We start from the raw sequence: 22,488 nt of genomic DNA, 5'->3' as shown, positions 1-22,488 counted from the left end.
CCCGCATTGTGAGAGGGCGCCTGTCCGCGGTCGCCGCCCGACGGTCTATGTCAGACGGAGTAAGGCCGAACCCCGCCCTCGCGCCTTCGGGCCGGTCAGGCGAGTTCGCGCACCGCGGCGAGCTGGGCGTTGATCGCCTGCCGCAGCACCTTTGGCGAGACGGGTTTGTAGAGCACGGCCACGCCTGCGGTTGCGACTTCGCGCAGGCGGTCGGGCTTGGTCTCGCCGGTGACGAGCAGGCGCGCGGTCGACGCGCCGATGCCGTTCGGGTGGCGCTCCAACGCGGCCAGCACATCGAGCCCGTTGTCGCCGCCTTGCAGGAGCAGGTCGCTGACCACCACGTCGGGCGGGCGATCCCAAGCGCTCGCGAGGGCCAGTGCTTCGGCGCGGTTCTGGGCAGCCATGACCTCGGCGCCCCAGTTCGAGAGCACGACCTGCAATCCCTCGAGGATGGTGCGCTCGTCGTCGATCACCAGCACGCGGATGTTCTTCAGGCCCGCATCGTCGTCGGCGAGCGCGGCGGAGAGCGGGACGAGTGGCGGGCTCATCGGGATCACCGGCTCGGTGGCGCGCACCATGACCCGCACGCAGGTGCCCTTGTTGGGCCGGGAGCTGAGCGCGACGCGCGTGTTCAGCAGCGCTGCAAGCCGCTGCACGGTGGCCAGGCCGAGTCCCATGCCGCGCGCGTCGCGGCCGCCCGCCCGGCCGTTCGGGTCGATCTGGTAGAACTCCTCGAAGACACGCGCCTGATGGTGCGGTGCGATGCCGACGCCCGTGTCCCAGACGTCGATGCGGATGCCCTTGCCGCGTCGCCGCGCACCGATGAGCACGCCGCCTTCGGCCGTATGGCGCAGCGAATTCGACACCAGGTTGTTGAGGATGCGCGACAGCATCACGTAATCGCAGCGCACCCATGCGTCCGTCTTTCGCACCACCAGCCGAAGATTCTGTTGCTCGGCCACCGCACGGAAGTTGCGGCTGATTTCGTCGAAGAGGGTGTCGAGCGCGAAGTCCGCCCATTGCGGCTGCAGCACGCCCGCGTCGAGTTGCGAAAGGTTGAGCAGTTCCGTGAAAAGCCGGTCGAGCGAATCGACGCATTCGCGGATGTGGCCGATGCGCTGCAGGCGTGCCGGGTCGGTTTCGCCGTTGGCCAGGCCATCCGAGAACAACGTGAGCGCATGCAGGGGCTGCCGCAGGTCATGGCTGGCTGCGGCAAGGAGTCGCGTCTTGGCCTGGCTGGCGACTTCGAGTTGCTGGTTCTTCCTCGCCAATTCCGCCGTGGCGTCGGTGATGCGGCTCTCGAGGTGGTTCCGGCTCTCCAACAGCGCGCGCGCCGCCTGATTGAAGCCGTCCTGCAGGCGGCGGACCTCTGCCGTGCCCTGGACCTTGACCTGCGCATCCTCGCCGGCACCGAGCCGGTCGACGGCTTCGCCGAGCGCGCGGATCGGCGCGCTGATTCGCCGCGCTGCCCACCAACCCGCCAGGCCGACACCGACCAGGCTCGCGCCGAGCACCGCCAGGACGTTGAGCCACACGGCCTGCCTGGCGCTTTCGACGGCCGCGAGGCTTGTCTCGACCATGACCTTGCCGGCATGCCTGCCGTCGTCTCCGATGATGGGTGCGACCACGCGCAGCCCCTCGCCGCGCTGGCGGTCGGTGGTCTCCGAGTTGGCGACGATCTCCCCGTCCTCCGACCAGATCTGCACCTGCTGCACATGAGGCTGGTAGCTGCCCGATTGCGCCGTGCGTTGCAATGCGCGGCGATCCATGTGCTGAATCTGGGACTGGGCCACCGTCGCCACCTGCAGCGCGACGGTCTGTGCATTGGCGCGCATCAGCTCGGTCACGTTGGCGAGGTGCTGGCGCGTGAGGACCGCGATCGCGCCGAGGGTCGCCACCATGGCCGGCAGCAGCGCCAACAGCACAAGCTGCTGCGCGAGCGTCAGACGGAGGAGGCGGAGGGCACGGAAAGGCCAATTCATGGGCGGATGGCGGCGGGCGCGCCAAGCCAGTTATACGTTACTGATCGCAAAACATGCGTGGAGAAAAACGACACGGGCGGTGTTCAAGATGGTTTCTAATTGTGTTCTCGACTGTATGGGTTTGACCAGCCTTGCCCCCATTGCACCTCGGCCAGATAGTTTCCGGTCGTTGGCGCGCTGCGCGGGCGCGATGCTGCTGCGCGGCGCAATGGCGATGCTGCTGGCCTATCAGGCCGTCGTTTCGGCGCAGACCGCTGCGCCGGCGGTCGGCTCGACGACAGCCTTGCGCTTCGGCATCCTGCCGCTGGGCGGTGCCTTCGAGTCGCGCAACGACTGGGAGCCCCTGCTCGCGGACATGAGCCGTGCGATAGGCAGGCCCGTCGCGATGTTGTCGGTGACCTCCTACGAGGCGCTCGAACAGGCCATCCAGCGAAACCAGGTCGACATGGCCTTCCTCTCCGGCAAGATGGCGCTCGATGCGGTGACGCTGCGCCGCATGACCGTGCTGGCACAGGTCACACGCCACGACGGCCTGCCCGGCTACCGCGCCCTGTTGCTGACGCGCAAGACGGGTGACTACACCTCGTTGAAGAATTTGCTGGCCAACCCCGAGAAATGGCGGATCGCGCGCGGGGAGAGCCGGTCGGTGTCGGGTTTCATCGTGCCGCAGTTGCAACTCTTCCTGCCCAACCACATCGCGATGGAGACGCGCTTTCGCAGCGAACTGGTTGGCACGCACCAGGTGACGGCGCTCGCCGTCGCCAACGGCGAGGCCGACGTGGCGACCAACAACACGGCCGACTTCGAACGCTTCAAGCTTCAATTCCCGGCCGAGGCGGATCGGCTGCAGGTGATCTGGGAATCCGAACTCATCCCCCATGCGCAGATCGTCATCCGGCGCGAATACGACCCCGCGTTCCAGAAGCAGGTGCAGGCTTTCCTCGTCGACTACGCGCGCGGCAAGGGGCCGCGCGGCGACGCGGAGCGTGCCGTCCTGAAGTCGCTGCACGATCTCGCCGGCTTCGTGGCGGCCGACAACAGTTCGCTGATGCCGGCGGCCAAGCTGGCCTATCAGTTGGCGCGCCAAAGCGCGATGACCTCGCAGTGGGTGAACGAGGCAGCGCGGCAAGCGCGCCTGCAACGCATCGAGACGACCTACGCCGAACAGGTGGCAGCATTGCGCGAGGCAGCGCGTTGAGTTCATCGTGAGGCGAGGCTTGCTCGTGTTCGCGGGCCGCTGCGCGCTGGTCTGCGCGCTGGGATGGCAGGTCGTCACCGGTGCGCAGGCGGGGCAGGCGGCGGAGCCCGCGGAGTTGCGTTTCGGCGTCCTGCCGATCGGCGACGCCGTCGAGTCGAAGACCCACTGGACGCCGCTCCTGGCCGACCTGAGCCGCGCGATCGGCCGGCCGGTCACGGTGCTTTCGGTGACGAACTACGCGTCGCTGGACCGGGCCATCCAGCGCAACGAAGTCGACCTTGCGATGCTGTCCGCCAAGATGGCGCTCGATGCTGTCTCCCACCGGCGCATGAACGTCTTGGCGCTGGTGAAGCGCCATCCGGGCGAGCCCGACCATCGCGCGGTGCTGCTCGCGCGCAAGGCCGGGCCCCTCAACAAGCTCGACGACCTGCTCGCCCATCCGGAGCAATGGCGCCTCGCACGTGGCGACAGCCGATCCGTGTCGGGCTTCGTGCTGCCGCAGGTCCAGCTCTTCCTGCCTCACCGCATCGAGATGGAGACGCGCTTTCGCAGCGAGATCGTCGGCACCCATCAGGCCACCGCGCTGGCAGTGGCGAACGGCGATGCGGACGTCGCCACCAACAACACCACGGATTTCGCCAGGTTCAGGGACCAGTTCCCTGAGGAGGCCGATCGGCTGCAGGTGATCTGGCGTTCGGAGCCCACGCCGCAGGCACCCATCGTGGCGCGGCGCAATCTGCCGCCGGAACTCCAGAAGAAGCTTCGCGCCTTTCTTGTGAATTACGGACATGCCAGCGGCGCGCGCGGCGACGCGCAGCGCGAGACGCTCAAGGCGCTGCATGCGTCCCTCGGCTATGTCGCCGCGGACAACAGGGCCCTGCTGCCGGCCGCCAGGCTCGGGTACCAGCTGGCCCGGCAGAGTGCACTCAATGGGCGATGGGTGGACGAGGCCGCTCGCCAGGCCCGGCTGGCGCGCATCGAAAGCGCTTACGCGGAACAGGCGGCGGCGCTTCGCGGCGAAGGGCGCTGATCTCGTTCAGCGGCTGCCGAACTGACCGTGCCGCCCGGCACCCTTGACGAATCGATCGGCGCCGGCCGCGCCTTCGGCGGCGACGATCGGCACGCCGTGTGCGCCCTCCTGGCGCAGCGCATCGGCCAGCGGTAGGTCCCATTGGGCGTAGGCAGAGCGGCGATCGGTCAGCATGCATTGCTGCGGGAACTCGGCGATCTCGCGTGCGAGTGCCTGCGCCGCGGCCAGCGCGCCACCGGGAGCGACCATGCGATTGACCAAGCCCATTCCCAGGGCTTCCGATGCGCCGACCGGGCGGCCGGACAGAATCATGTCGAGCGCGCGACCCATGCCCACGACGCGCGGCAGGCGAACGGTGCCGCCGTCGATCAGCGGCACGCCCCAACGCCGGCAGAAGACGCCGAACACCGCGTCTTCGTCGGCAACGCGAAGGTCAGCCAGCAGTGCCAGTTCCAGTCCACCGGCGACGGCATAGCCGTTGACCGCCGCGATGAACGGCTTCGACAGGGCCATGCGCGTCGGACCCATCGGGCCGCTGCCGCCGCCGTCCGGATCGAGTTCGTTGCGCAGCCCGGGATCGCCCACCGCCGCGAGATCGGCACCGGCGCAGAAATGACCGCCCGCACCCGTCAGCACGGCGACCCGCAGCGCCGGATCCGATTCGAAGCGCTCGAATGCGGCGCGCAGTTCGAGGGCCGTCGGCCCGTCGACGGCATTCCGCTTGCGGGGGCGGTTCAGCGTGATCGTGCAGACCGCGTGATCGATGTCGAAAAGGACGTTGGACATGGCTGGATGAATTCGTCGAGTGCGGGACCGATCCTAGGGCGAATCGGCGATCCGCCGTGCCGCGCTCGGACAACTCTAGTTCCTTCGCCGTAGGCCACAGTTTCACTTGTAGGCCATCAGCCAGATTTGTTGCGGCGCGGCGGCGCCGGAAACTGGATGTTTCGATTCAGGCCTTGTCCGGAGGGTTTGTGAACGGCGAAGCGGATACCGTCCTTTCAGGCGCGGCGCCGGGCTGGTTCGGCAAGCTGCCGGGCATGGACGACTTTGCGCATCGGCGCCTGCCGGACGGCTTCAGCGAAGCCTGGGATCGGTGGCTGCGCAATGGGCTGGGGCGGATTCGCGTGCGTCGCCAGGATTGGACCGAGCGCTACCTCGATGCGCCGCGCTGGTGCTTCGTGCTCGGCAACGGCGTGATCAATGGGCAATGCTGGATCGGCGTCCTGGTTCCATCGGTCGATGGAACGGGGCGGCACTTTCCCTTCACCTTGGTCACGGAACTGGTTTCCCCGCAGAGCGAACTCACCGCCGCCGCGCTGGCTCGCGTGCGGCAATGGTGGCTGCTGGCCACCCGGGCCGTGCGGGAAGGATTGGACGGACACCTCGACGCGATCCGCTTCGAGGTCCTGCTGCACCGGCTCTTCGCGCGCGATGCCGCGACGCCCGGCGAAGGGAGCGAAGCCGTGCTGGCCTTGCCGGTGGTCGGCCAGTCGCTGTGGTTCACCGATCCAAGCGCGGAGGGCGGCCTGGGGATGGCCAGCCAGGGCCTGCCGCAAGACGACCAGTTCGAAGCACTCTTTGATTGCGGCCCCGGCGGAACGGCACCCGGTGCGGAGGGGGCATGACCCGCCCGCTCGCCCCCAAGGCGAAGACCGCGGCGTTCGGTGAAACGCCGACCGTTGCGCCGACCGTGCGTCCCCCGCCGCGCAACCTGGGTGCGGGTCTCCTGGCCGTCGGCAGCCGGCTTGCGGAATTCGAAGTGACCCGCATCGTCGGGCAGGGTGGCTTCGGCGTGGTCTATGAGGCGTGGGACCCGATTCTGGAGCGGGTGGTGGCGATCAAGGAGTACCTGCCCACGGCGCTGTCGGCGCGCCGGATGGATGGCATGGTCGTGCCGCTGTCCGAGCGGCATCGCGAGACCTTCGAGCTCGGCATGCGTAGCTTCATCAAGGAAGCGCGCCTGCTGGCCCAGTTCGGGCATCCGTCGCTGCTCAAGGTCTACCGCTTCTGGCAGGAGCACGGCACCACCTACATGGTCATGCCCTTCTATCGCGGGGACACACTGAAGCAGGCGCTGGCCGCCGCGCCGGGCGGCGTCGATGAGGGCTGGCTGCTGCGCATCATGGACGGCGTCACGCAGGCGCTGGCAGTGATGCATCAAGCCCATTGCTACCACCGTGACATCGCGCCGGACAACATCATCCTGCTCGAAGGCTCGGGGCGACCGGTGGTGCTGGACTTCGGCGCGGCGCGCCGGGTGATCAGCGACAGGACGCAGACCATCACGGTCATCCTCAAGCCGGGCTACGCGCCCGTCGAGCAGTACGCCGGCATGCCGGACATGGCGCAAGGGGCATGGACCGATGTCTATGCGCTGGCCGCCGTGATGCACGTCGCGGTATGCGGCCGCGCGCCGCCGCCTTCGGTGGCCCGCCTGCTGGAAGACAGCCATGTGCCGCTGATGCAGAACGAAGCATTGCGGCAGCGATACAGCCAGCGGCTGCTGGCGGCCATCGATGCCGGCCTTGGCGTGCGGCCCGAATCGCGTCCGCAATCGATGGCTGCCTTTCGGGAGGCCATGGGCCTCGAAGCTGTGGCGGCCCCGATGCGCCTGGTCACCGGGCGGCGTGCAGCACGCGCCGCGCCGTCAGCGGCATCGGCAGCGCCGCTACCGGCAGGTCTTGAACGAAAGAGGCGTTTTGCGCTGATTGCCGCGGTGATGCTGGCGATGGCCGTCCCGATCGTCATCGCCGCCCTGGTCGCCCTGGGGGCCTTCGGCGCCCGATGAAATCAAGAAGCGATCGGAGTGAAGGAGGCCCGGTGGACATAGAGATCGTCACCTTGTCGAGGCAGGGCGGCCGTCCGTACAACGAGGACGTGTTCGGCCAATGGAACGACGAGCGCTTCGTCGCCTGCCTCGTGGCCGACGGCGCGGGTGGACACGGCGGCGGAGACGTCGCGGCCGAGATCGCCTGCGCGAGCGTGCTCCATGGCTTCGCGGCGGCGCCGGGGCTCGAAAGCGGCAGGCTTCGGCATCTGGTCGAGCAGGCCAACCGTGACGTGGTCGCGCGCCAGGCCGAGGGCGGCAGGCTCGCGGCGATGCGCTCCACCCTGGTCCTCGCTGCCGTCGACCTGCACGCCAACGAACTCGCCTGGACGCACACCGGAGACAGCCGGGCCTATCTGTTTCGGGGTGGCGCACTGATGACACGGACCGTCGATCACAGCCTCGTCCAGCAGATGGTGAGCAGCGGCTTGATCGACGAGGAGCGCGCACGGCAACACCCGCGGCGCAATCTGTTGCTGTCGGCGCTGGGCGCGCCGGACGGCGAGTTGGACGTCGATGCCTGCGAGCGCATCCCGCTCGTTGCCGGCGACGTCGTGCTGCTGTGCAGCGACGGCGTCTGGGAGGTGCTCGGCGACGTACGGCTGACCGAGACGCTGCGGGACTCGCGCGATCCCGATCAATGGATCGGGAAGATCGATGCGGAAGTCAGGTCGCGCGCGGCGCCGGGCCACGACAACTACACGGCCGTCGCGATGTGGCTGCATGCCTGAGAGGAACCTGCTATCGGCGCCGTCGACCGGACGATGCCTCGGGCCCCCAGCTGATCGGTTGTCCGGGACGCCAATCGGGTGGCGCGTAGACGTCGGCCAGGCTCGCGCCGTCGAGGCTGTAGTGGATTTCGGTCCCGGCCGGCGCGCCGATGCCGGCCAGGATCGCCTGCAGTTCGACACGCGTCGCACCGACGTCCACCACGTCGAGATCGACGCGCGTGAAAGCGACGCGGCGAGATCCGCCCGTGGACGCACTGCCGTAGGAGCCGCCCCAGCCGAGCACCGATCCAAGACCCTTTGCCCGAAGCGCCTCGTCGATCCGTTCTTCGCGCTGGTGGATGCGGTCGTCCGTGTCCGCGTCGATCGGAATCTTGACGACCATGAACTGCGTGCGCGCATAGGCACTTGCTCGGGCGGGCGGCCCGGCGCTGTCGCCGGGAGGGACGGAGGGTGGATCGGGTGGGAAGGCCATGGGCGTGCGTTCGGGCCGCCATTGTCCGGCAACAGCGGCGGCTTGCGTCCGGCCGGTCAATCCCGTACGCTGGATTGCCGTCTAGACGACGCGCAGCCCGGGCGGGCCGCGCGACCGTCTCCCGGGAGTCGAGGAGACCCACTCATGCCAAGCCGATCGAACGGCCTTGCGGCCGAAATGGAAGCGGTGCGGACGCTGGCGCTCGTTGGAGCGTCCGCTTCCGGCAAGACCACCCTCGCCGAGGCGCTGCTCCTGAGAACGGGCGCCATCGGCGCACCGGGCAGCATCGAACGCGGAAGCACTGTCAGCGATCACGATCCGCTCGAGCGACGAATGCAGCACTCGCTGAACGCGTCGATCATGCACCTGACGCACGCCGACACGCGGATCCACTTCATCGACACGCCCGGCGGCGCGGACTTCCTGGGGCAGAGCCTGCCTGCGTTGGAAGCGGTCGAAACGGCGGCGATCGTGATCAACGCCAGCACCGGCATCGAGCAGATGGCAGTGCGGATGATGGAATATGCGGCGTCGCGCCATCTCACGCGCATGGTCATCGTGAACAAGATCGATGCGCAGGGTGTCGATCTGCCGGGGCTGCTGGCGCAGATCCAGGCGGCCTTCGGTCGCGAATGCCTGCCGCTGAATCTGCCCGACGAAGGTGGCGCGCGGGTCGTCGACTGCTTCTACAACCGCGACGGGCACTGCGATTTCGGCGCCGTCGATGAGGCACATCGCGCGCTCGTGGAGCAGGTGGTCGAGGTGGACTCGGCCTTCGTCGACCGCTATCTCAACGATGGGGACGTCGATCCGAGCGAGTTGCACGCACCGCTTGAACAGGCGTTGCGCGAGGGCCACCTGATTCCGGTGTGCTTCGTCTCGGCACGTACAGGCGCCGGCCTGGCGGAACTGCTCGACGTGATCGTCAAGCTGCTACCCGACCCGACCGAGGCCAATCCGCCGGACTTCCTCGTGGGCGAGGGGGCCTTGGCGAAGCCCATGGAGGCTCGGCCGGACCCTTCGCTGCACGTGCTTGCGCACGTGTTCAAGATCACGGTGGATCCCTACGTCGGCAAGATGGGGATCTTCCGGGTGCACCAGGGGACCATCACCCAAAACAGCCAGCTCTTTGTCGGCGACGGCCGCAAGCCCTTCAAGGTGGGCCATCTCTTCATGCTGCAGGGCAAGGACCACGTGGAGGTGACGCGCGCGCTGCCCGGCGACATCGTTGCGGTGGCCAAGGTCGACGAGATCCGCTTCGATTCCGTCCTGCACGACGCGGCCGAGGACGACCACGTCCACCTGGCGCCGCTGGATTTCCCGATCCCCGTGCATGGTCTGGCCATCGAGCCGAAGCGGCACGGCGATGAACAGCGCATGTGGGAGATCCTCGGCAAACTGGTCGGCGAAGACCCTTGCCTGCGGGTGGAGCATGTGGCCGCCACCAACGAATCGGTGGTCTACGGGCTGGGCGAGCTGCACCTGCGCGTGCTGCTCGACCGTTTGCGCGAGGTCTACCGCTTCGAGGTCAACACACGCCCGCCGCGCATCGCCTACCGCGAGACCGTGACGGCGCCGGCCGAGGGCCATCACCGCCACAAGAAGCAGACGGGCGGTGCAGGCCAGTTCGGCGAGGTGTTCCTGCGCATCGAACCACTGGCGCGCGGCGGCGGGTTCGAATTCGTCGACCAGGTCAAGGGCGGAACGATCCCCGGCCAGTTCATCCCCGCAGTGGAAAAAGGCGTGCGCGAGGTGCTGACGACCGGCGCGATCGCCGGCTACCCGGTGGTCGACGTGCGCGTGGTCGTCTACGACGGCAAGCACCACAGCGTCGACAGCAAGGACATCGCTTTCGCGACGGCGGGCCGCAAGGCCTTCATGGCCGCGATCCGCGAGGCGCGCGCCATCGTGCTGGAGCCGATCGTCCAGATCGAGATCGCGGCGCCCGACTCCGCGGTGGGCGATGTCACGGGTGACCTGTCGTCGCGGCGCGGCCTCGTCACGGGCACGTCGAACCTGGCGGCTGGCACGATCGTCGTCCGTGGGCAGGTGCCGATGTCGGAGCTGTCCAGCTATCAGTCGCGGCTCAACGCGATGACGAGTGGGCAGGGGCGCTACACCATCGTGCTGTCGCACTATGAAGCGGTGCCGCCGTCGGTCCAGCAGACTTTGATGGGCCAGCATCGCGTGCGTGACGACGACTGACTTCGGTCGGCGTCACATCCGGGTCGAATCGAAGTCGCCGTCGTTGCCCGCGGCGGGTCTTTTCGAATGCGCGAGCGGCTGATCCGTGGGCAGGAAGCGGGTGAAGAGGTCCTGCGCGAAGGCGCCTCCGTTGCCGTTCGACGGCGCGGCCGTGAAATAGAGGCCGCGCCAGCGTGGCGACCGCGGCCCCCGGCCATTGCCGAACATGCCGTCGGCGGTCGCGCGCAGCCCGGGTTGCAGGGCGCGCACCTGTTCCACGAAGGCATGGATGGCCTGACGCTGCGCGGGATTTTCCCTGGCGCGGAAGAGCGCCATGCGCAGGGCGTGCAAGCGTTGCATGATCTCCGTGAAGAGTCCGTCAAGCTGCGTGTCGGCCGGCGCGCGCGGCGTTGCGTCGTTGCGCAGGCGGTGGCCCACTGCCTGCGACAGCACTTCGGCCGGAAGGGCCTCGCGGACTGTGTCGTAGCCTTCGAGGCGTTCCAGACCGGTCACGACCAGATAGACCGGCAACTGGATCCGGAGATGCTCGGTGGCCTCCTGCACCAGCGCGCGCAGCCGCTGCGCGACGGGTGCCCTGCCGCGCGTCGCGCCGAGCAGCGCGGACACGCTGACACACGCCACGATGCCGTTGAGCGGCAATCGCTTGCGGCGCTCCGCGAGTTCGAGCAAGGCGCGATACCAGAGGCCGCGCTCGTGCGGGGTCTGCGAATCGTCCAGCAAATCGGGATGGATGTCGATGGCGATCATCGACGGTAGGCGCCGCCAGCGCCAGAAGGCCAGGCCTCCGGATTCGTTCGGCGACGGTGGCGATGGACGACCGCTCGCGGCGGCGAGCAGATCCGGCACGTTCGCCAGGGCGTCGCCGACGAAGAGAAACCACGGGATCGCATAGAGCGGATTGCGTACCGGACCCGGCACCGTGGCGCCATCGAGCGGCGGGACCTGCCTGGAGAGGGATGCCTGCATTTCGGCGCTTTCCGACGCGGCGAACGACGCATCGCCCCGCGCAAGATTCTCGATGTGCATGCGCAGCCCTCGGCGCCTGGCAGCGCGGCCCGATCCCAGCAGCGCCCACCACAGGCTGAGGAAGGCCAGCACGCACACCACCAGCAGTGACCAGAATTGAGCGGGTATCGAAGGCATGGCGTCAGCGCGGAACCGTCTCGAGAAACACGAAATCGGCGATCACCTGGGCGCCGAACTCACCGGCGGCCAGCGACTCCCGCAGGCGTTGCAGGTAGGCGGAGGCCAGTTCGAACGGGGGCCTGTCCGCTGCTTCGTTGAACGGCGTCGGCGATGACAACGCGGTCAGGAGGACCGTGCCGAAGGGCGGCGCCACCAGCCAACTCGCCGGGATGTCCTTGCCCAGTTCGATGACTTCGCCGGCCCGCACGCGGGGCTGTCCACGGCCTGCGTTGAGATGCATCACCGCGCCGTCGGCGGTGTAGTAGTCGATCCAGAGATAGCCGTCGTACTTGGCGTTCGTCACCTGGAACAGCACCGGATCGCCTTCGCGCAGGCGCCCCTGGCGTGCCGTGGAAGCCGACACCTTGAGCCCGAAGCCCATGTCGCGATTGCGCGCCTGGTAGGGCTTCAGGATCGCGACCACTTCGCAATGAGGCCAGACGCGCAGCTGAAGGTCGAAGTTCGCGGCACTGACGCCCGGCACCGCGCGCACGTCGCGCTGCACCCGGGCTACCTGCTCGGTTTCAGACACAAAGCCGCTGACCTCGATCGTCCCTTCCGGCGAGATCGCCGCCGAAAGATCCGTGCAGGCGTAGGTCTGCAATTGCTGCTCGACACGCTGGACCAGGGTGGGCGGCGTTTCCGTGGGCGAGGCCAGCAGGAAGGAAAACAGGTAGGTCACGGGAATCGCGATCGCCAGCACCGCCGCCGTGCGCAGTAGCGCGCGCTTGCGGCTTTGCGGGTCGCGCGGCCCAGGGGGGTCCGGCATGGCGTAGGGTTGCGGGGTGATGTGATCCTCGGCGAGCGTTTCGAGCGACGCGGGCTGGATCGCCAACTGCTTCCCGTGAAGGTCCTTGAGCTTGCCGAGCTCGCCGCCGTCGTCGTTCTCGAAGTAGTACTGGCCCTTGAAGCCAAGCGCCAGCGCATGCCAATAGACTTCGCGGACTTCCTGCTCGCCGGCCGGCAGGGCTGACAGATGGTGGAAGAATTCGCTGTGCGCGTTGTTCGAATTGAAGAGCAGGACTTGCAGCGGTTCCGCTGTGTCTGCGCAGTCCGGATGCCGCGCGAGGATCTCGTCGATCCAGGCAACCATTGCGAACAACGCGGACTCGATCTGTTCGGCGGGCTTGTCGAGATTGCGCGCCGCCGTACGGGCTTCTTCAAGGAGCGCGCGAGCCTTGCGCCGGGCCGATTCGCACGAGCCATTGACCCGGCCCGTGGCGATCGACGCGTCGAGCGTCAGGCCGAACGAAAGCAGGGAAGAAAAACAGTCGAGCAGGCGCGCCATGCGGAGCTCGCGGCTAGGCCATGGCGGTGACGGGGGAAGCGCCGCGTTTGCGCCGGTATGGGTGGCACATGCACGAGTCCCCTGTCGTTTCTGGATATGGCAACGATTCTTTCACGCGCGCGTGCGCGCGCTATACCGCTTGGGAGCTATGTCGTTCGGAAGCAATTCCGCCTTGATGTGCGCCGGTTTCGCCGGTATCTTCGGCCTGTTGAGTTCATCAATGAACGCTGGGGTAAGCCATGAAAATCCTGATCGCCGACGACCACCGGCTCGTCATCGAGGCGGTCAAGGCCAAACTGTCGGAACTGCAGTCCGACATCGAATTCGTCCTGGCAATGAGCGTCGACGAATTGCTCGCCGGTGCATCCGACGACATCGACCTGGCCATGATCGATCTGAACATGCCGGGCGCTGAAGGCCAGGCCCACATCGACGAGATTCGCCGCCGTCATCCGGCCGTTCCTGTCATCGTGCTCTCGGGTTACGAAGACCCGGCCATCATGCGCAGCGCGCTCGAACGCGGCGTGCTCGGTTTCATTCCCAAGGCGTATTCGCCCGAGGTGATGCTGTCCGCCGTGCGACTGGTGCTGGCTGGCGGTATCTATGTTCCGCCGATGATGCTGTCGGCCGTTCCGCCCGGCGTCATCGCCGGAATACCCGGTTCCGACGCGGCGCAGCGTGGTTCGGCAGCGGCTTCCGCGCAGACGCTCGAGCATCTTCGCAATGTGCTGACGGAGCGGCAGGTCGAGGTGCTCCAGTTGCTGTCGCAGGGCAAGCCCAACAAGCTGATCGGGCGGGCGCTGGGCATCAGCGAAGGCACGGTCAAGATCCACCTCGCTGCGATCTTCCGCGCGCTCAATGTGCGCAACCGCACCGAGGCCGTCGTTGCCGCGCAGTCGCTGACCGAGGCCTGAGGCGACGATGCGGGGGCCCCTTATCCTCGGGGCCATGTCCCTGGATCTTTCAAACTTCGACGCGGCGATCGTCGATCTCGACGGCACGCTGATCGACACGATCGGCGATTTCGTGATTGCCCTGAATCGCATGCTCGACGAGCTCGCATTGCCGCACATCGATGCGCCGACGGTGACGGCCATGGTCGGCAAGGGCTCGGAGCACCTCATCCATTCGGTGCTCCGCCACGTGCGAGGCACTTCGGCGGATGACGAGGCCTGGTTCGATCGCGCCTGGCCACGCTACCAGCACCACTACCTCGCCATCAACGGCCAGCATGCCGAGGTCTATGCCGGTGTCGTGGAAGGGCTGTCCGCATTGCGGGCGCGCGGCATGCGACTGGCCTGCCTGACCAACAAGCCGACCGCCTTCGCTCGCCCATTGCTGGCAGCCAAGGGGCTCGACAAGTTCTTCGAGGTCATGTTCGGCGGCGACGCCTTCGAGCGAAAGAAGCCCGACCCGCTGCCGCTGGTCAAGGCCTGCGAAGCGCTGGGGAGTCGACCGGCGCGGACCTTGATGATCGGCGATTCGAGCAACGACGCGAAGGCGGCGCGTGCCGCGGGCTGTCCCGTCGTGCTGGTCAGCTATGGCTACAACCACGGCGAACCCATTCGCGACGTCGACGCGGACGGATTCATCGATTCCCTGGCCAGCCTCGACGCGTGATGCTCGCGGCGCTGCGAAGCGCTACTTGCCCAGCAGGGCGTCCTTCAGCTTCCAATCGGCCGGGTTCGGGCCCAGCCAGATTCGCACCAGCGAGTTGAAGAAGGCCTGTTCCTTGATCGGGTCGCCCTGCGGAACGCCCTTGACCGAGATCACCGTTCCGGCGCCCGGCACCCAGTCGACCGTGAATGCGTCGCCCGCCTTCAACTGCTTCTGGTCCGAAAAGATCTGGCTCATGCGCAGCAGCCCCGGAATCAGCTGCGACATCTCGCCCTTGGGGGAGTTGTCTTCCAAGCCGTGCGTGAAGCCTTTGCCGAGTTCATTCGAGTCGATGTCGCGCAGCATCGTGATGCTGATCCGCTTGGCACCCGGCGCGGCCAGGACTTCATCAGGGGTTCCGGCCTTCTTGCTCAGATAGAGGCCGGCGGTGTAGACCTTGAAGATCGCCTTGTAGCGAACACCCGCGCCATTGAGTTGGAGCTTGCTGCCGTGGAGATCGACGGCCTCGTCGAGCTTGACGCCCGCCACGTCGACCTGGGCGGCCGACGCAGTGAACGACGCGATGGTGAGGGCGGTCACAGCGACAACGCGCTGCACGGCAAGCTGGAACATCAAAATCCTCCTTTGGGTAAAAGCACCGAATGTATCTTTTTGTACCTTTGCTGTCCCTCGGCTAAACTCCGCATTCCATGTTCATTCATCACGTCATTCAGACAGGTCAAGGCAGCCGGGGAGCCTGGCCTTGGCGCACGCCATCGACGTTGCTTGCTTGATTGCACGGCGCACGCCGTGCGCCCGAGGCCCTCAGTCAACCTGAACCGGCCAGCCTTGAATGACCCGCCAGCGACCACCCTGCGTCTGCTGGCCGACGGAGACCCCAACCGTGATCACTGAACTCGAATTCAAAAGCCTCAGCGCGCAGGGCTACAACCGCATTCCGCTGATGGTCGAGGCCTTTGCCGACCTCGAAACCCCTCTCTCCCTCTATCTCAAGCTCGCCTACACCAAGGACAGCGGCAAGCACAGCTTCCTGCTCGAATCCGTCGTGGGCGGCGAGCGCTTCGGTCGCTACAGCTTCATCGGATTGCCGGCGCGCACGCTGTTGCGGGCCAGCGGATTCGGCGCCGATGCCGTGACCGAGGTCGTCACAGACGGCAAAGTTGTGGAAAAAGCCCATGGCAATCCCCTCGATTTCGTTGCGGCTTACCAACAGCGCTTCAAGGTCGCCCTGCGGCCGGGGCTGCCCCGTTTCTGCGGCGGCCTGGCGGGCTACTTCGGCTACGACGCGGTACGCCACATCGAGAAGAAGCTCGAGAAGACCTGCCCGCCTGACACGCTCGGTTGCCCTGACATCCTGTTGCTGCAGTGCGAGGAACTGGCCGTCATCGACAACCTGTCGGGCAAGCTCTACCTGATCGTCTACGCCGATCCTGCCCAGCCCGAGTCCTACGCCAACGCCAAACGCCGCCTGCGCGAACTGCGCGACCAACTCAAGTATTCGGTGAGCGCGCCGCAGGTAAAGCCGACGCAGGCGCACCCGGCGCAGCGCAGCTTCGCCAAGGCCGACTACCTCGCGGCGGTCGAGCGGGCCAAGGAACTGATTGCCGCCGGCGATTTCATGCAGGTGCAGGTCGGCCAGCGCATCAGCAAGCGCTACACCGAGTCGCCGCTGTCGCTGTACCGAGCGCTGCGGTCGTTGAATCCGTCGCCCTACATGTACTTCTATCACCTGGGCGACTTCCACGTGGTCGGCGCTTCGCCCGAGATCCTGGTGCGGCAAGAGAACACTGGCGACGGCGAGCAGAAGGTCACCATCCGCCCTCTCGCCGGCACCCGTCCGCGCGGCGCTTCGCCCGAGCTCGACAAGGCGGCCGAGGTCGAACTCATCAACGACCCCAAGGAGCGCGCGGAGCACGTGATGCTGATCGATCTCGCGCGCAACGACATCGGCCGCATCGCCAAGATCGGCAGCGTGAAGGTCACGGAGGCCTTCGCCGTCGAACGCTACAGCCACGTGATGCACATCGTGAGCAACGTCGAAGGCACGCTGAAAGACGGAATGACCGCCATCGACGTTCTCAAGGCCACCTTCCCGGCCGGCACGCTGACTGGCGCGCCCAAGGTGCATGCGATGGAGCTGATCGACCAGCTCGAACCCAGCAAGCGCGGCATCTACGGCGGCGCATGCGGGTACATCAGCTATGCCGGCGACATGGACGTCGCGATCGCCATCCGCACCGGTATCGTGAAAGACCAGATGCTGCACGTGCAGGCGGCCGCCGGCGTCGTCGCCGATTCGGTGCCCGAACTCGAATGGAAGGAGACCGAGGCCAAGGCTCGCGCCTTGCTGCGCGCAGCGGAACTCGTCGAGGAGGGCCTGGAATGAGCGCCGCGCCGGGCCGCCCCAAGCAAGCTCGCACCGCAGTGCGGAGCACGGAGATTACTCAATGAACGCCGCAGATATTCAAGACGACGACTTCTCGCACGAGATCATCGGCGCCGCCGTCGAGGTGCAGCGGGTGCTTGGCATCGGGCTCGCCGAGGAGATCTATGCGGCCGCGTTTGCGATCGAACTCGCCGAGCGTGAAATCGGTTTCGTTCGCGACGTGCCGGTGTCGGCGAGCTACAAGGGCCGTTCGCTGGGCGAAGTCGGCCGTGCGGCTTTCGTGGTGGAACAGTCGACGGTGGTCGAGGTGAAGGCGGTCGACGCACTCACCGACCTCCATCGCGCGCGGGCGCAAGCGGCGGTGCGTCTGTCGGGGCTCAAGCTGGGTCTCCTCATCAATTTCAACGTGTTCCCCGTTGTCAAGGGCGTGTACCGGATCGGAGTCAAGCCATGAAGCTTCTGATGATCGACAACTACGACAGCTTCACCTACAACCTGGTGCAGTACTTCGGCGAACTCGGCGCCGATGTCGAGGTGCATCGCAACGACGAGATCACGATCGATGAATTGCACGAGCGTGTTGCCGGCGGCGTCGGGCGGCTCGTGATCTCGCCGGGGCCGTGTTCGCCGGCGGAAGCCGGTGTCTCTGTCGAGGCCATTCGCAAATTTGCTGGCCGGCTGCCCATCTTGGGCGTGTGTCTTGGCCATCAGGCGATCGGCGCGGCTTTCGGCGGAAAGATCATTCGTGCGCAGCAACTGATGCACGGCAAGACCAGCGAAATCACGACCACGCGCGAAGGCGTCTTCGCCGGATTGCCCGAAAAATTCAGCGTGAACCGCTATCACTCGCTCGCCATCGAGCGCGAGACCTGCCCGCGTGATCTGGCGATCACCGCGTGGACGTACGACGGCGAAATCATGGGCGTGCGGCACACAGGCTTCGCGCACGATGTCCGGATCGAGGGCGTGCAGTTTCATCCCGAGTCGATCCTCACCGAGCACGGCCACGCCATGCTCAAGAACTTCCTGGAATAAGACATGACCACCATTGAGTCTCTCGTCGACCTGCGCAGCGACACCGTCACCCGCCCGACTGCTGCCATGCGCGCCGCCATGCTGGCCGCTCCGCTGGGCGATGATGTCTTCGCTGACGATCCCAGTGTCAATGCGCTTCAGGAGCAGATCGCCGGAATGCTGGGTTTCGAGGCCGCCCTGTTCGTGCCCACCGGGACCCAGAGCAATCTTTGTGCAGTTCTTTCGCATTGCCAGCGGGGCGACGAGTACATCGTCGGTCAGCAGGCGCATTGCTACCGGTGGGAGGGCGGCGGCGCGGCGGTTTTCGGCAGCGTGCAGCCGCAACCGCTGAATCACCAGCCGGACGGCACGCTCGCGCTCGATGACATCGAAGCCGCCATCAAACCCGACGACGCCCATTTCGCGCGGACGCGGCTGTTGGCGCTGGAAAACACGCTCGGCGGCAAGTTGCTGCCCTTCGCGTACGTCGAGCAGGCCACGGAATTGGCCCGGCGCAAGGGGTTGGGCCGTCACCTCGACGGCGCCCGGCTCTTCAATGCGGCGACCGCGCAAGCCGCCCAGCGCGGCACCGCGGCGCGGGACGAAGCGCGGCGCATCGCGGGCTGTTTCGACAGCGTGTCGGTCTGCTTCAGCAAAGGGCTCGGCGCGCCGGTGGGGTCGGCGTTGTGCGGATCGCGCGAGTTCATCGCGCGTGCGCACCGCATTCGCAAGATGGCCGGCGGCGGCATGCGCCAGGCCGGCGTGCTGGCCGCGGCCGCCTCCCATGCGCTCGAACACCATATCGATCGCCTCGTGCAGGATCACGCGCTGGCGAGCCGACTGGCGGAAGGCCTGGCCGGGATTCCCGAATTGAAAGTCGAGGCACCGCAGACCAATCTGCTGTTCGTCGATCTGGAGGGCGAGGCGCGCCATCAGTCGGCCGAACTGCTCGCGCATCTGAAGCAGAGCGGCATCCTGGCGACTGGCCTTTACCGGCTGCGCTTCGCCACCCATCTCGATGTCGACGAGCAAGGTATCGATCGCGCCATTGGCGCCATCCGAAGCTTTTTCCGTGCCTGAACATAGATTCGCAATGACCCCGATCCACTGAACCAAGGGAGACATCCAACATGCCCATCACCCCCCAGGAAGCGCTGCAGCGCACCATCGAGCACCGCGAAGTCTTCCATGACGAAATGCTGCACATCGTGCGGCTCATCATGAGCGGCGAATGTTCGCCCGTCATGATGGCGGCGCTCATCACCGGCCTGCGCGTCAAGAAGGAAACCATCGGCGAAATCACGGCTGCAGCGCAGGTGATGCGCGAGGTGGCGACGAAGGTACCTGTTGCCGACACCAGCCGCCTGGTCGATATCGTCGGCACCGGCGGCGACGGCTCCCATACCTTCAATATCTCGACCTGCTCGATGTTCATTGCCGCCGCCGCGGGCGCCAAGGTCAGCAAGCATGGCGGCCGCAGCGTGAGCAGCAAGTCGGGCAGTGCCGACGTGCTCGAATCGCTGGGCGTCAACATCAACCTCAAGCCTGAACAGATCGCCAAATGCATCGCCGACGTCGGCATCGGCTTCATGTTCGCGCCGAACCATCATCCGGCGATGAAGAACGTGGCGCCTGTGCGCAAGGAACTCGGCATCAAGACGATCTTCAACATCCTCGGCCCGCTGACCAATCCGGCCGGTGCGCCCAACATCCTGATGGGTGTGTTCCACCCCGACCTCGTCGGGATTCAGGTGCGGGCCCTACAGCGCCTGGGCGCCGAGCATGCGCTGGTCGTCTACGGTCGCGACGGAATGGATGAAATCTCCCTCGGGGCGGCAACCATGGTGGGCGAACTCAAGGACGGCGAGGTACGCGAATACGAGCTTCATCCTGAGGATTTCGGCTTCGCCATGTCGAGCAACCGCGCGCTACGCGTCGAGACGCCCGAGCAATCGAAGACGATGCTCCTCAGCGTGCTCGACAACAAACCGGGTCCGGCCCGCGACATCGTGCTCTTGAACGCCGGTGCGGCGCTCTATGCGGCCAACGTGACCGACTCGATCGCCGCTGGCATCGAGCGCTCGCGCGCCGCACTCGATTCCGGCGCGGCGAAGGCCAAGCTGGCCGAACTCGTTGCGGCTACCGTTGCCGCAGGTTGAGGAGGGCGTCGAACCATGTCGGACATTCTCGAGAAGATCGTTGCCGTCAAGCGCGAAGAACTCATCGCGGCAAAGAGGCGTGCGCCGCTCGAAGCCATCCGCTTCGATGCGGAAAGCCGCGTCCTGACACGCGATTTCACAGCCGCGTTGCGGGCAAAGATCGCCGCCGGCGCAGCGGCCGTCATCGCCGAGGTCAAGAAGGCAAGCCCGAGCAAGGGTGTTCTGCGGGCGGAATTCATCCCGGCGGATATCGCGCAGAGCTACGCTGAGGGCGATGGCAAGGTGAGCGCGGCCTGCCTTTCGGTGCTGACGGACCGGCAGTTCTTTCAGGGCGGCGTCGACTATCTGAAGCAGGCGCGTGCCTCGTGCGACCTGCCGGTGCTTCGCAAGGACTTCATCGTCGATGCCTATCAAGTCTACGAATCGCGGGCGATGGGTGCCGATGCCATCCTGCTGATCGCCGCCTGTCTCGACGATGCTCAGATGCGCGAGTTCGAAGCGATTGCTGTCGCATTGGGCATGGCGGTATTGGTCGAAGTCCATGACGGCGCCGAACTCGAACGCGCGCTGAAGCTCCGGACGCCCTTGATCGGCGTGAACAACCGCAATCTGCGCACCTTCGAGGTGTCGGTGCAGACCACGATCGATCTGCGCACCCAGGTGCCTGCGGATCGCCTGCTGGTGACCGAGTCGGGCATCGCAACCCGCGACGACGTGGCGAAGCTGCGCGCTGCCGGTGTCCATGCGTTCCTGGTCGGCGAGGCGTTCATGCGTGGCGATGAACCTGGCGAGGCGCTCGCCGAATTGTTCCGATGAGCGCGGATCAGCTCGCGACCTGCAACCCGGCAGACTGGCCGGTCGCGCCGGGATGGCAGTCGCTGGTGGGCGAGTTCTTCGACGGAGCGGTGGGGCAAAAGCTGCTTGACTTCCTGGGTGAACGACTGGTGGCCGGCGCAGTGATCTTTCCTCCTCGGCCGTTGCGCGCGCTGGAGTTGACGCCGCCCGAAGACATCCGCGTCGTGATCCTGGGCCAGGACCCGTATCACGGACGTGGCCAAGCCGAGGGTCTTGCCTTTTCGGTAGCTCCCGGCGTGGCATTGCCGCCCTCGCTGCGCAACATCTTCAAGGAACTCGAGCGGGATCTGGGGACGCCGCCGCCCAAGTTCCCGAATCCCGGCGGCAGCCTCGTGAAATGGGCGACGCATGGAGTCCTTCTGCTCAACACCTGCCTGACGGTCGAAGAGGGCAAGCCGGCTAGCCATTCCGGTCGCGGCTGGGAGGTTTTGACGGATGCAGTGATCCGACATGTGGCGCTAAGTGAGCGGCCGGTCGTCTTCATGCTCTGGGGATCGCATGCGCAGAGCAAGCGGGCGCTGATTGATACAAAGCGTCACAGGGTTTTGACTGCGAACCATCCGTCCCCCCTGTCGGCGCTGCGCCCGCCTGTGCCTTTCATCGGCTGCGGTCATTTCGGACAAGCGCGGGCCTGGCGTGACGAGGGGCGAACCTAAGTTGGGCGGTAAGTGCTTGATTTCATGCGAGAATCGTCGGCTCGGCGCGAAGCACCAGTCCCGATCGACCCGCTGTTCCGGTGGGTTGTGACGGCGCGACGCGACGGCACGAATTGCCGGTCTGTCATCGACGTGTCCATGCAACCGTGCTATATTCCGAGGTTCGCCGGAGAGGTGGCCGAGTGGTTAATGGCAGCAGACTGTAAATCTGCCCTCTTACGAGTACGCTGGTTCGAATCCAGCCCTCTCCACCAGCGAAAATGGATTTTGCAGAGCGCTTGAATGTGATGTGCGGAGCTGAAGCGAAGGCGAAGGCTCTGTCTGTGCTGCGGCTCAGTCCGGTCTGAGGGCTGTGTCGTGATGCGGGAGTAGTTCAATGGTAGAACCCTAGCCTTCCAAGCTAATGACGCGGGTTCGATTCCCGTCTCCCGCTCCAGGAGTTCACGTCGGCGCTGTGTGTGGTTGGTTTTAGATATCGCCCATTTGGCTCAGTGGTAGAGCACTCCCTTGGTAAGGGAGAGGTCGCGGGTCCGATTCCCGCAATGGGCACCAGTCTTGGGGTTGCAGTCTGATGGCTGCAACCCCATGTCAGTGTGTTGATCTAGTTATTTTTCGGAGTCGAGAAAATGGCAAAAGGAAAATTCACCCGCACGAAGCCGCACGTGAACGTGGGCACGATTGGTCACGTTGACCATGGCAAGACGACTCTGACGGCGGCGATTGCGACGGTACTGTCGGCGAAGTTCGGCGGCGAAGCGAAGGCCTACGACCAGATCGACGCGGCGCCGGAAGAAAAGGCGCGCGGCATCACGATCAACACCGCGCACGTCGAGTACGAGACGGCCAACCGTCACTATGCGCACGTGGACTGCCCGGGTCA

22 protein-coding genes and 3 tRNA genes are annotated in these 22,488 nt (G+C 66.2%); 19 read left to right on the top strand and 6 right to left on the bottom strand.

What is annotated here, in order from left to right; translation table 11 throughout:
• Positions 1 to 95: 95 nt before the first annotated feature.
• Complete coding sequence (locus tag AC1DHL_RS28830; RefSeq protein WP_478105785.1) at positions 96 to 1,982, bottom strand: ATP-binding response regulator; 1,887 nt, start codon at positions 1,980 to 1,982, stop codon at positions 96 to 98.
• 190 nt (positions 1,983 to 2,172) lie between these two features.
• Between AC1DHL_RS28830 and phnD the strand changes: the two genes are divergently transcribed.
• Both phnD and AC1DHL_RS28820 read left to right on the top strand, forming a co-directional pair.
• Positions 2,173 to 3,180 (top strand): phosphate/phosphite/phosphonate ABC transporter substrate-binding protein, encoded by a 1,008-nt coding sequence (gene phnD, locus AC1DHL_RS28825; protein ID WP_478105823.1) that lies wholly within the window; start codon positions 2,173 to 2,175, stop codon positions 3,178 to 3,180.
• 4 nt (positions 3,181 to 3,184) lie between these two features.
• Entirely contained in the window at positions 3,185 to 4,210 is a 1,026-nt protein-coding gene (locus tag AC1DHL_RS28820) for a phosphate/phosphite/phosphonate ABC transporter substrate-binding protein (protein ID WP_478164218.1), read from the top strand.
• 6 nt (positions 4,211 to 4,216) lie between these two features.
• Here AC1DHL_RS28820 and AC1DHL_RS28815 read toward each other — a convergent pair whose 3' ends face one another.
• A complete protein-coding gene (locus AC1DHL_RS28815) occupies positions 4,217 to 4,996 on the bottom strand; it encodes a crotonase/enoyl-CoA hydratase family protein (protein WP_478105787.1) in 780 nt (259 codons plus the stop codon).
• A 188-nt stretch (positions 4,997 to 5,184) separates the two neighbouring features.
• On the opposite strand from AC1DHL_RS28815, the gene tagF reads away from it, so the two are divergent.
• The 3 genes from tagF to AC1DHL_RS28800 are packed head-to-tail and all read left to right on the top strand — an operon-like array spanning position 5,185 to position 7,771.
• Entirely contained in the window at positions 5,185 to 5,838 is a 654-nt protein-coding gene (gene tagF, locus AC1DHL_RS28810) for a type VI secretion system-associated protein TagF (RefSeq protein ID WP_478105789.1), read from the top strand.
• On the top strand, positions 5,835 to 7,001 hold the full coding sequence (locus tag AC1DHL_RS28805) for a serine/threonine-protein kinase (protein WP_478105791.1): 1,167 nt from the start codon (positions 5,835 to 5,837) through the stop codon (positions 6,999 to 7,001). The genes tagF and AC1DHL_RS28805 overlap by 4 nt, the downstream gene beginning before the upstream one ends.
• A 32-nt stretch (positions 7,002 to 7,033) precedes the next feature.
• Entirely contained in the window at positions 7,034 to 7,771 is a 738-nt protein-coding gene (locus AC1DHL_RS28800; RefSeq protein WP_478164214.1) for a PP2C family protein-serine/threonine phosphatase, read from the top strand.
• A gap of 10 nt (positions 7,772 to 7,781) precedes the next feature.
• Here the strand turns inward: AC1DHL_RS28800 and AC1DHL_RS28795 are convergent, their stop codons facing one another.
• A complete protein-coding gene (locus AC1DHL_RS28795; protein WP_478164213.1) occupies positions 7,782 to 8,243 on the bottom strand; it encodes a hypothetical protein in 462 nt (153 codons plus the stop codon).
• 144 nt (positions 8,244 to 8,387) lie between these two features.
• Here AC1DHL_RS28795 and fusA point away from each other — a divergent pair, with 144 nt between their 5' ends.
• Positions 8,388 to 10,448, top strand: coding sequence for an elongation factor G (fusA, locus tag AC1DHL_RS28790; RefSeq protein ID WP_478164212.1), 2,061 nt, complete (start codon positions 8,388 to 8,390; stop codon positions 10,446 to 10,448).
• 12 nt (positions 10,449 to 10,460) lie between these two features.
• On the opposite strand, the gene AC1DHL_RS28785 is transcribed toward fusA, so the two are convergent.
• Both AC1DHL_RS28785 and AC1DHL_RS28780 read right to left on the bottom strand, forming a co-directional pair.
• Entirely contained in the window at positions 10,461 to 11,591 is a 1,131-nt protein-coding gene (locus AC1DHL_RS28785) for a type VI secretion system protein (RefSeq protein WP_478164211.1), read from the bottom strand.
• 4 nt (positions 11,592 to 11,595) lie between these two features.
• Positions 11,596 to 12,921, bottom strand: a complete 1,326-nt coding sequence (locus AC1DHL_RS28780) for a DotU family type IV/VI secretion system protein (RefSeq protein WP_478164210.1) — start codon at positions 12,919 to 12,921, stop codon at positions 11,596 to 11,598.
• A 239-nt stretch (positions 12,922 to 13,160) separates the two neighbouring features.
• Here AC1DHL_RS28780 and AC1DHL_RS28775 point away from each other — a divergent pair, with 239 nt between their 5' ends.
• Positions 13,161 to 13,835, top strand: coding sequence for a LuxR C-terminal-related transcriptional regulator (locus tag AC1DHL_RS28775; protein WP_478105803.1), 675 nt, complete (start codon positions 13,161 to 13,163; stop codon positions 13,833 to 13,835).
• A 7-nt stretch (positions 13,836 to 13,842) separates the two neighbouring features.
• On the top strand, positions 13,843 to 14,541 hold the full coding sequence (locus AC1DHL_RS28770) for a phosphoglycolate phosphatase (RefSeq protein WP_478164209.1): 699 nt from the start codon (positions 13,843 to 13,845) through the stop codon (positions 14,539 to 14,541).
• Positions 14,542 to 14,562: 21 nt separating this feature from the next.
• On the opposite strand, the gene AC1DHL_RS28765 is transcribed toward AC1DHL_RS28770, so the two are convergent.
• Positions 14,563 to 15,150, bottom strand: a complete 588-nt coding sequence (locus AC1DHL_RS28765) for a chalcone isomerase family protein (RefSeq protein ID WP_478105807.1) — start codon at positions 15,148 to 15,150, stop codon at positions 14,563 to 14,565.
• A 271-nt stretch (positions 15,151 to 15,421) separates the two neighbouring features.
• Between AC1DHL_RS28765 and trpE the strand changes: the two genes are divergently transcribed.
• The 11 genes from trpE to AC1DHL_RS28710 form a co-directional block, all read left to right on the top strand.
• Positions 15,422 to 16,924 carry an anthranilate synthase component I gene (gene trpE / locus AC1DHL_RS28760; protein ID WP_478105809.1) on the top strand — a complete coding sequence of 501 codons (1,503 nt, stop codon included), beginning with the start codon at positions 15,422 to 15,424 and terminating at the stop codon, positions 16,922 to 16,924.
• Between the two features lie 61 nt (positions 16,925 to 16,985).
• Entirely contained in the window at positions 16,986 to 17,378 is a 393-nt protein-coding gene (locus AC1DHL_RS28755; RefSeq protein WP_478164208.1) for a GxxExxY protein, read from the top strand.
• On the top strand, positions 17,375 to 17,959 hold the full coding sequence (locus AC1DHL_RS28750) for an anthranilate synthase component II (RefSeq protein ID WP_478164207.1): 585 nt from the start codon (positions 17,375 to 17,377) through the stop codon (positions 17,957 to 17,959). Before AC1DHL_RS28755 ends, AC1DHL_RS28750 begins: the two co-directional genes overlap by 4 nt.
• A 3-nt stretch (positions 17,960 to 17,962) precedes the next feature.
• Positions 17,963 to 19,018, top strand: coding sequence for a low-specificity L-threonine aldolase (gene ltaE, locus AC1DHL_RS28745; protein WP_478164206.1), 1,056 nt, complete (start codon positions 17,963 to 17,965; stop codon positions 19,016 to 19,018).
• Positions 19,019 to 19,068: 50 nt separating this feature from the next.
• Positions 19,069 to 20,097: an anthranilate phosphoribosyltransferase gene (gene trpD, locus AC1DHL_RS28740; RefSeq protein ID WP_478105817.1), complete on the top strand. Its 1,029-nt coding sequence runs from the start codon at positions 19,069 to 19,071 to the stop codon at positions 20,095 to 20,097.
• A 15-nt stretch (positions 20,098 to 20,112) separates the two neighbouring features.
• Positions 20,113 to 20,913: an indole-3-glycerol phosphate synthase TrpC gene (trpC, locus tag AC1DHL_RS28735; protein ID WP_478164205.1), complete on the top strand. Its 801-nt coding sequence runs from the start codon at positions 20,113 to 20,115 to the stop codon at positions 20,911 to 20,913.
• Positions 20,910 to 21,608, top strand: coding sequence for a uracil-DNA glycosylase (locus AC1DHL_RS28730; protein ID WP_478164204.1), 699 nt, complete (start codon positions 20,910 to 20,912; stop codon positions 21,606 to 21,608). The genes trpC and AC1DHL_RS28730 overlap by 4 nt, the downstream gene beginning before the upstream one ends.
• A gap of 168 nt (positions 21,609 to 21,776) precedes the next feature.
• Positions 21,777 to 21,862, top strand: a tRNA-Tyr gene (locus tag AC1DHL_RS28725).
• 108 nt (positions 21,863 to 21,970) lie between these two features.
• Positions 21,971 to 22,044: transfer RNA gene (locus tag AC1DHL_RS28720), tRNA-Gly, on the top strand.
• Positions 22,045 to 22,085: 41 nt separating this feature from the next.
• Positions 22,086 to 22,160 (top strand) — tRNA-Thr (locus tag AC1DHL_RS28715).
• 74 nt (positions 22,161 to 22,234) lie between these two features.
• A partial coding sequence (locus AC1DHL_RS28710) for a GTP-binding protein (protein ID WP_413336270.1) occupies positions 22,235 to 22,488 on the top strand: 254 nt, incomplete at its 3' end.

It is taken from the genome of Variovorax sp. 10L426, from assembly GCF_056395305.1.
Note: the sequence above shows the minus strand (reverse complement) of the source record. Positions and strands in the feature narration are given on the sequence as shown.

Bases quoted from the DNA above. Each gene is read 5' to 3' on its own strand.
- AC1DHL_RS28785 (WP_478164211.1), bottom strand. From the start codon at position 11,591: ATGCCTTCGATACCCGCTCAATTCTGGTCACTGCTGGTGGTGTGCGTG.
- AC1DHL_RS28830 (WP_478105785.1), bottom strand. From the start codon at position 1,982: ATGAATTGGCCTTTCCGTGCCCTCCGCCTCCTCCGTCTGACGCTCGCG.
- AC1DHL_RS28730 (WP_478164204.1), top strand. From the start codon at position 20,910: ATGAGCGCGGATCAGCTCGCGACCTGCAACCCGGCAGACTGGCCGGTC.
- trpC (WP_478164205.1), top strand. From the start codon at position 20,113: ATGTCGGACATTCTCGAGAAGATCGTTGCCGTCAAGCGCGAAGAACTC.
- AC1DHL_RS28780 (WP_478164210.1), bottom strand. From the start codon at position 12,921: ATGGCGCGCCTGCTCGACTGTTTTTCTTCCCTGCTTTCGTTCGGCCTG.
- AC1DHL_RS28795 (WP_478164213.1), bottom strand. From the start codon at position 8,243: ATGGCCTTCCCACCCGATCCACCCTCCGTCCCTCCCGGCGACAGCGCC.
- AC1DHL_RS28805 (WP_478105791.1), top strand. From the start codon at position 5,835: ATGACCCGCCCGCTCGCCCCCAAGGCGAAGACCGCGGCGTTCGGTGAA.
- AC1DHL_RS28815 (WP_478105787.1), bottom strand. From the start codon at position 4,996: ATGTCCAACGTCCTTTTCGACATCGATCACGCGGTCTGCACGATCACG.
- phnD (WP_478105823.1), top strand. From the start codon at position 2,173: ATGCTGCTGCGCGGCGCAATGGCGATGCTGCTGGCCTATCAGGCCGTC.
- trpD (WP_478105817.1), top strand. From the start codon at position 19,069: ATGCCCATCACCCCCCAGGAAGCGCTGCAGCGCACCATCGAGCACCGC.
- ltaE (WP_478164206.1), top strand. From the start codon at position 17,963: ATGACCACCATTGAGTCTCTCGTCGACCTGCGCAGCGACACCGTCACC.
- fusA (WP_478164212.1), top strand. From the start codon at position 8,388: ATGCCAAGCCGATCGAACGGCCTTGCGGCCGAAATGGAAGCGGTGCGG.
- AC1DHL_RS28775 (WP_478105803.1), top strand. From the start codon at position 13,161: ATGAAAATCCTGATCGCCGACGACCACCGGCTCGTCATCGAGGCGGTC.
- AC1DHL_RS28765 (WP_478105807.1), bottom strand. From the start codon at position 15,150: ATGTTCCAGCTTGCCGTGCAGCGCGTTGTCGCTGTGACCGCCCTCACC.
- AC1DHL_RS28750 (WP_478164207.1), top strand. From the start codon at position 17,375: ATGAAGCTTCTGATGATCGACAACTACGACAGCTTCACCTACAACCTG.
- AC1DHL_RS28770 (WP_478164209.1), top strand. From the start codon at position 13,843: ATGCGGGGGCCCCTTATCCTCGGGGCCATGTCCCTGGATCTTTCAAAC.
- AC1DHL_RS28755 (WP_478164208.1), top strand. From the start codon at position 16,986: ATGAACGCCGCAGATATTCAAGACGACGACTTCTCGCACGAGATCATC.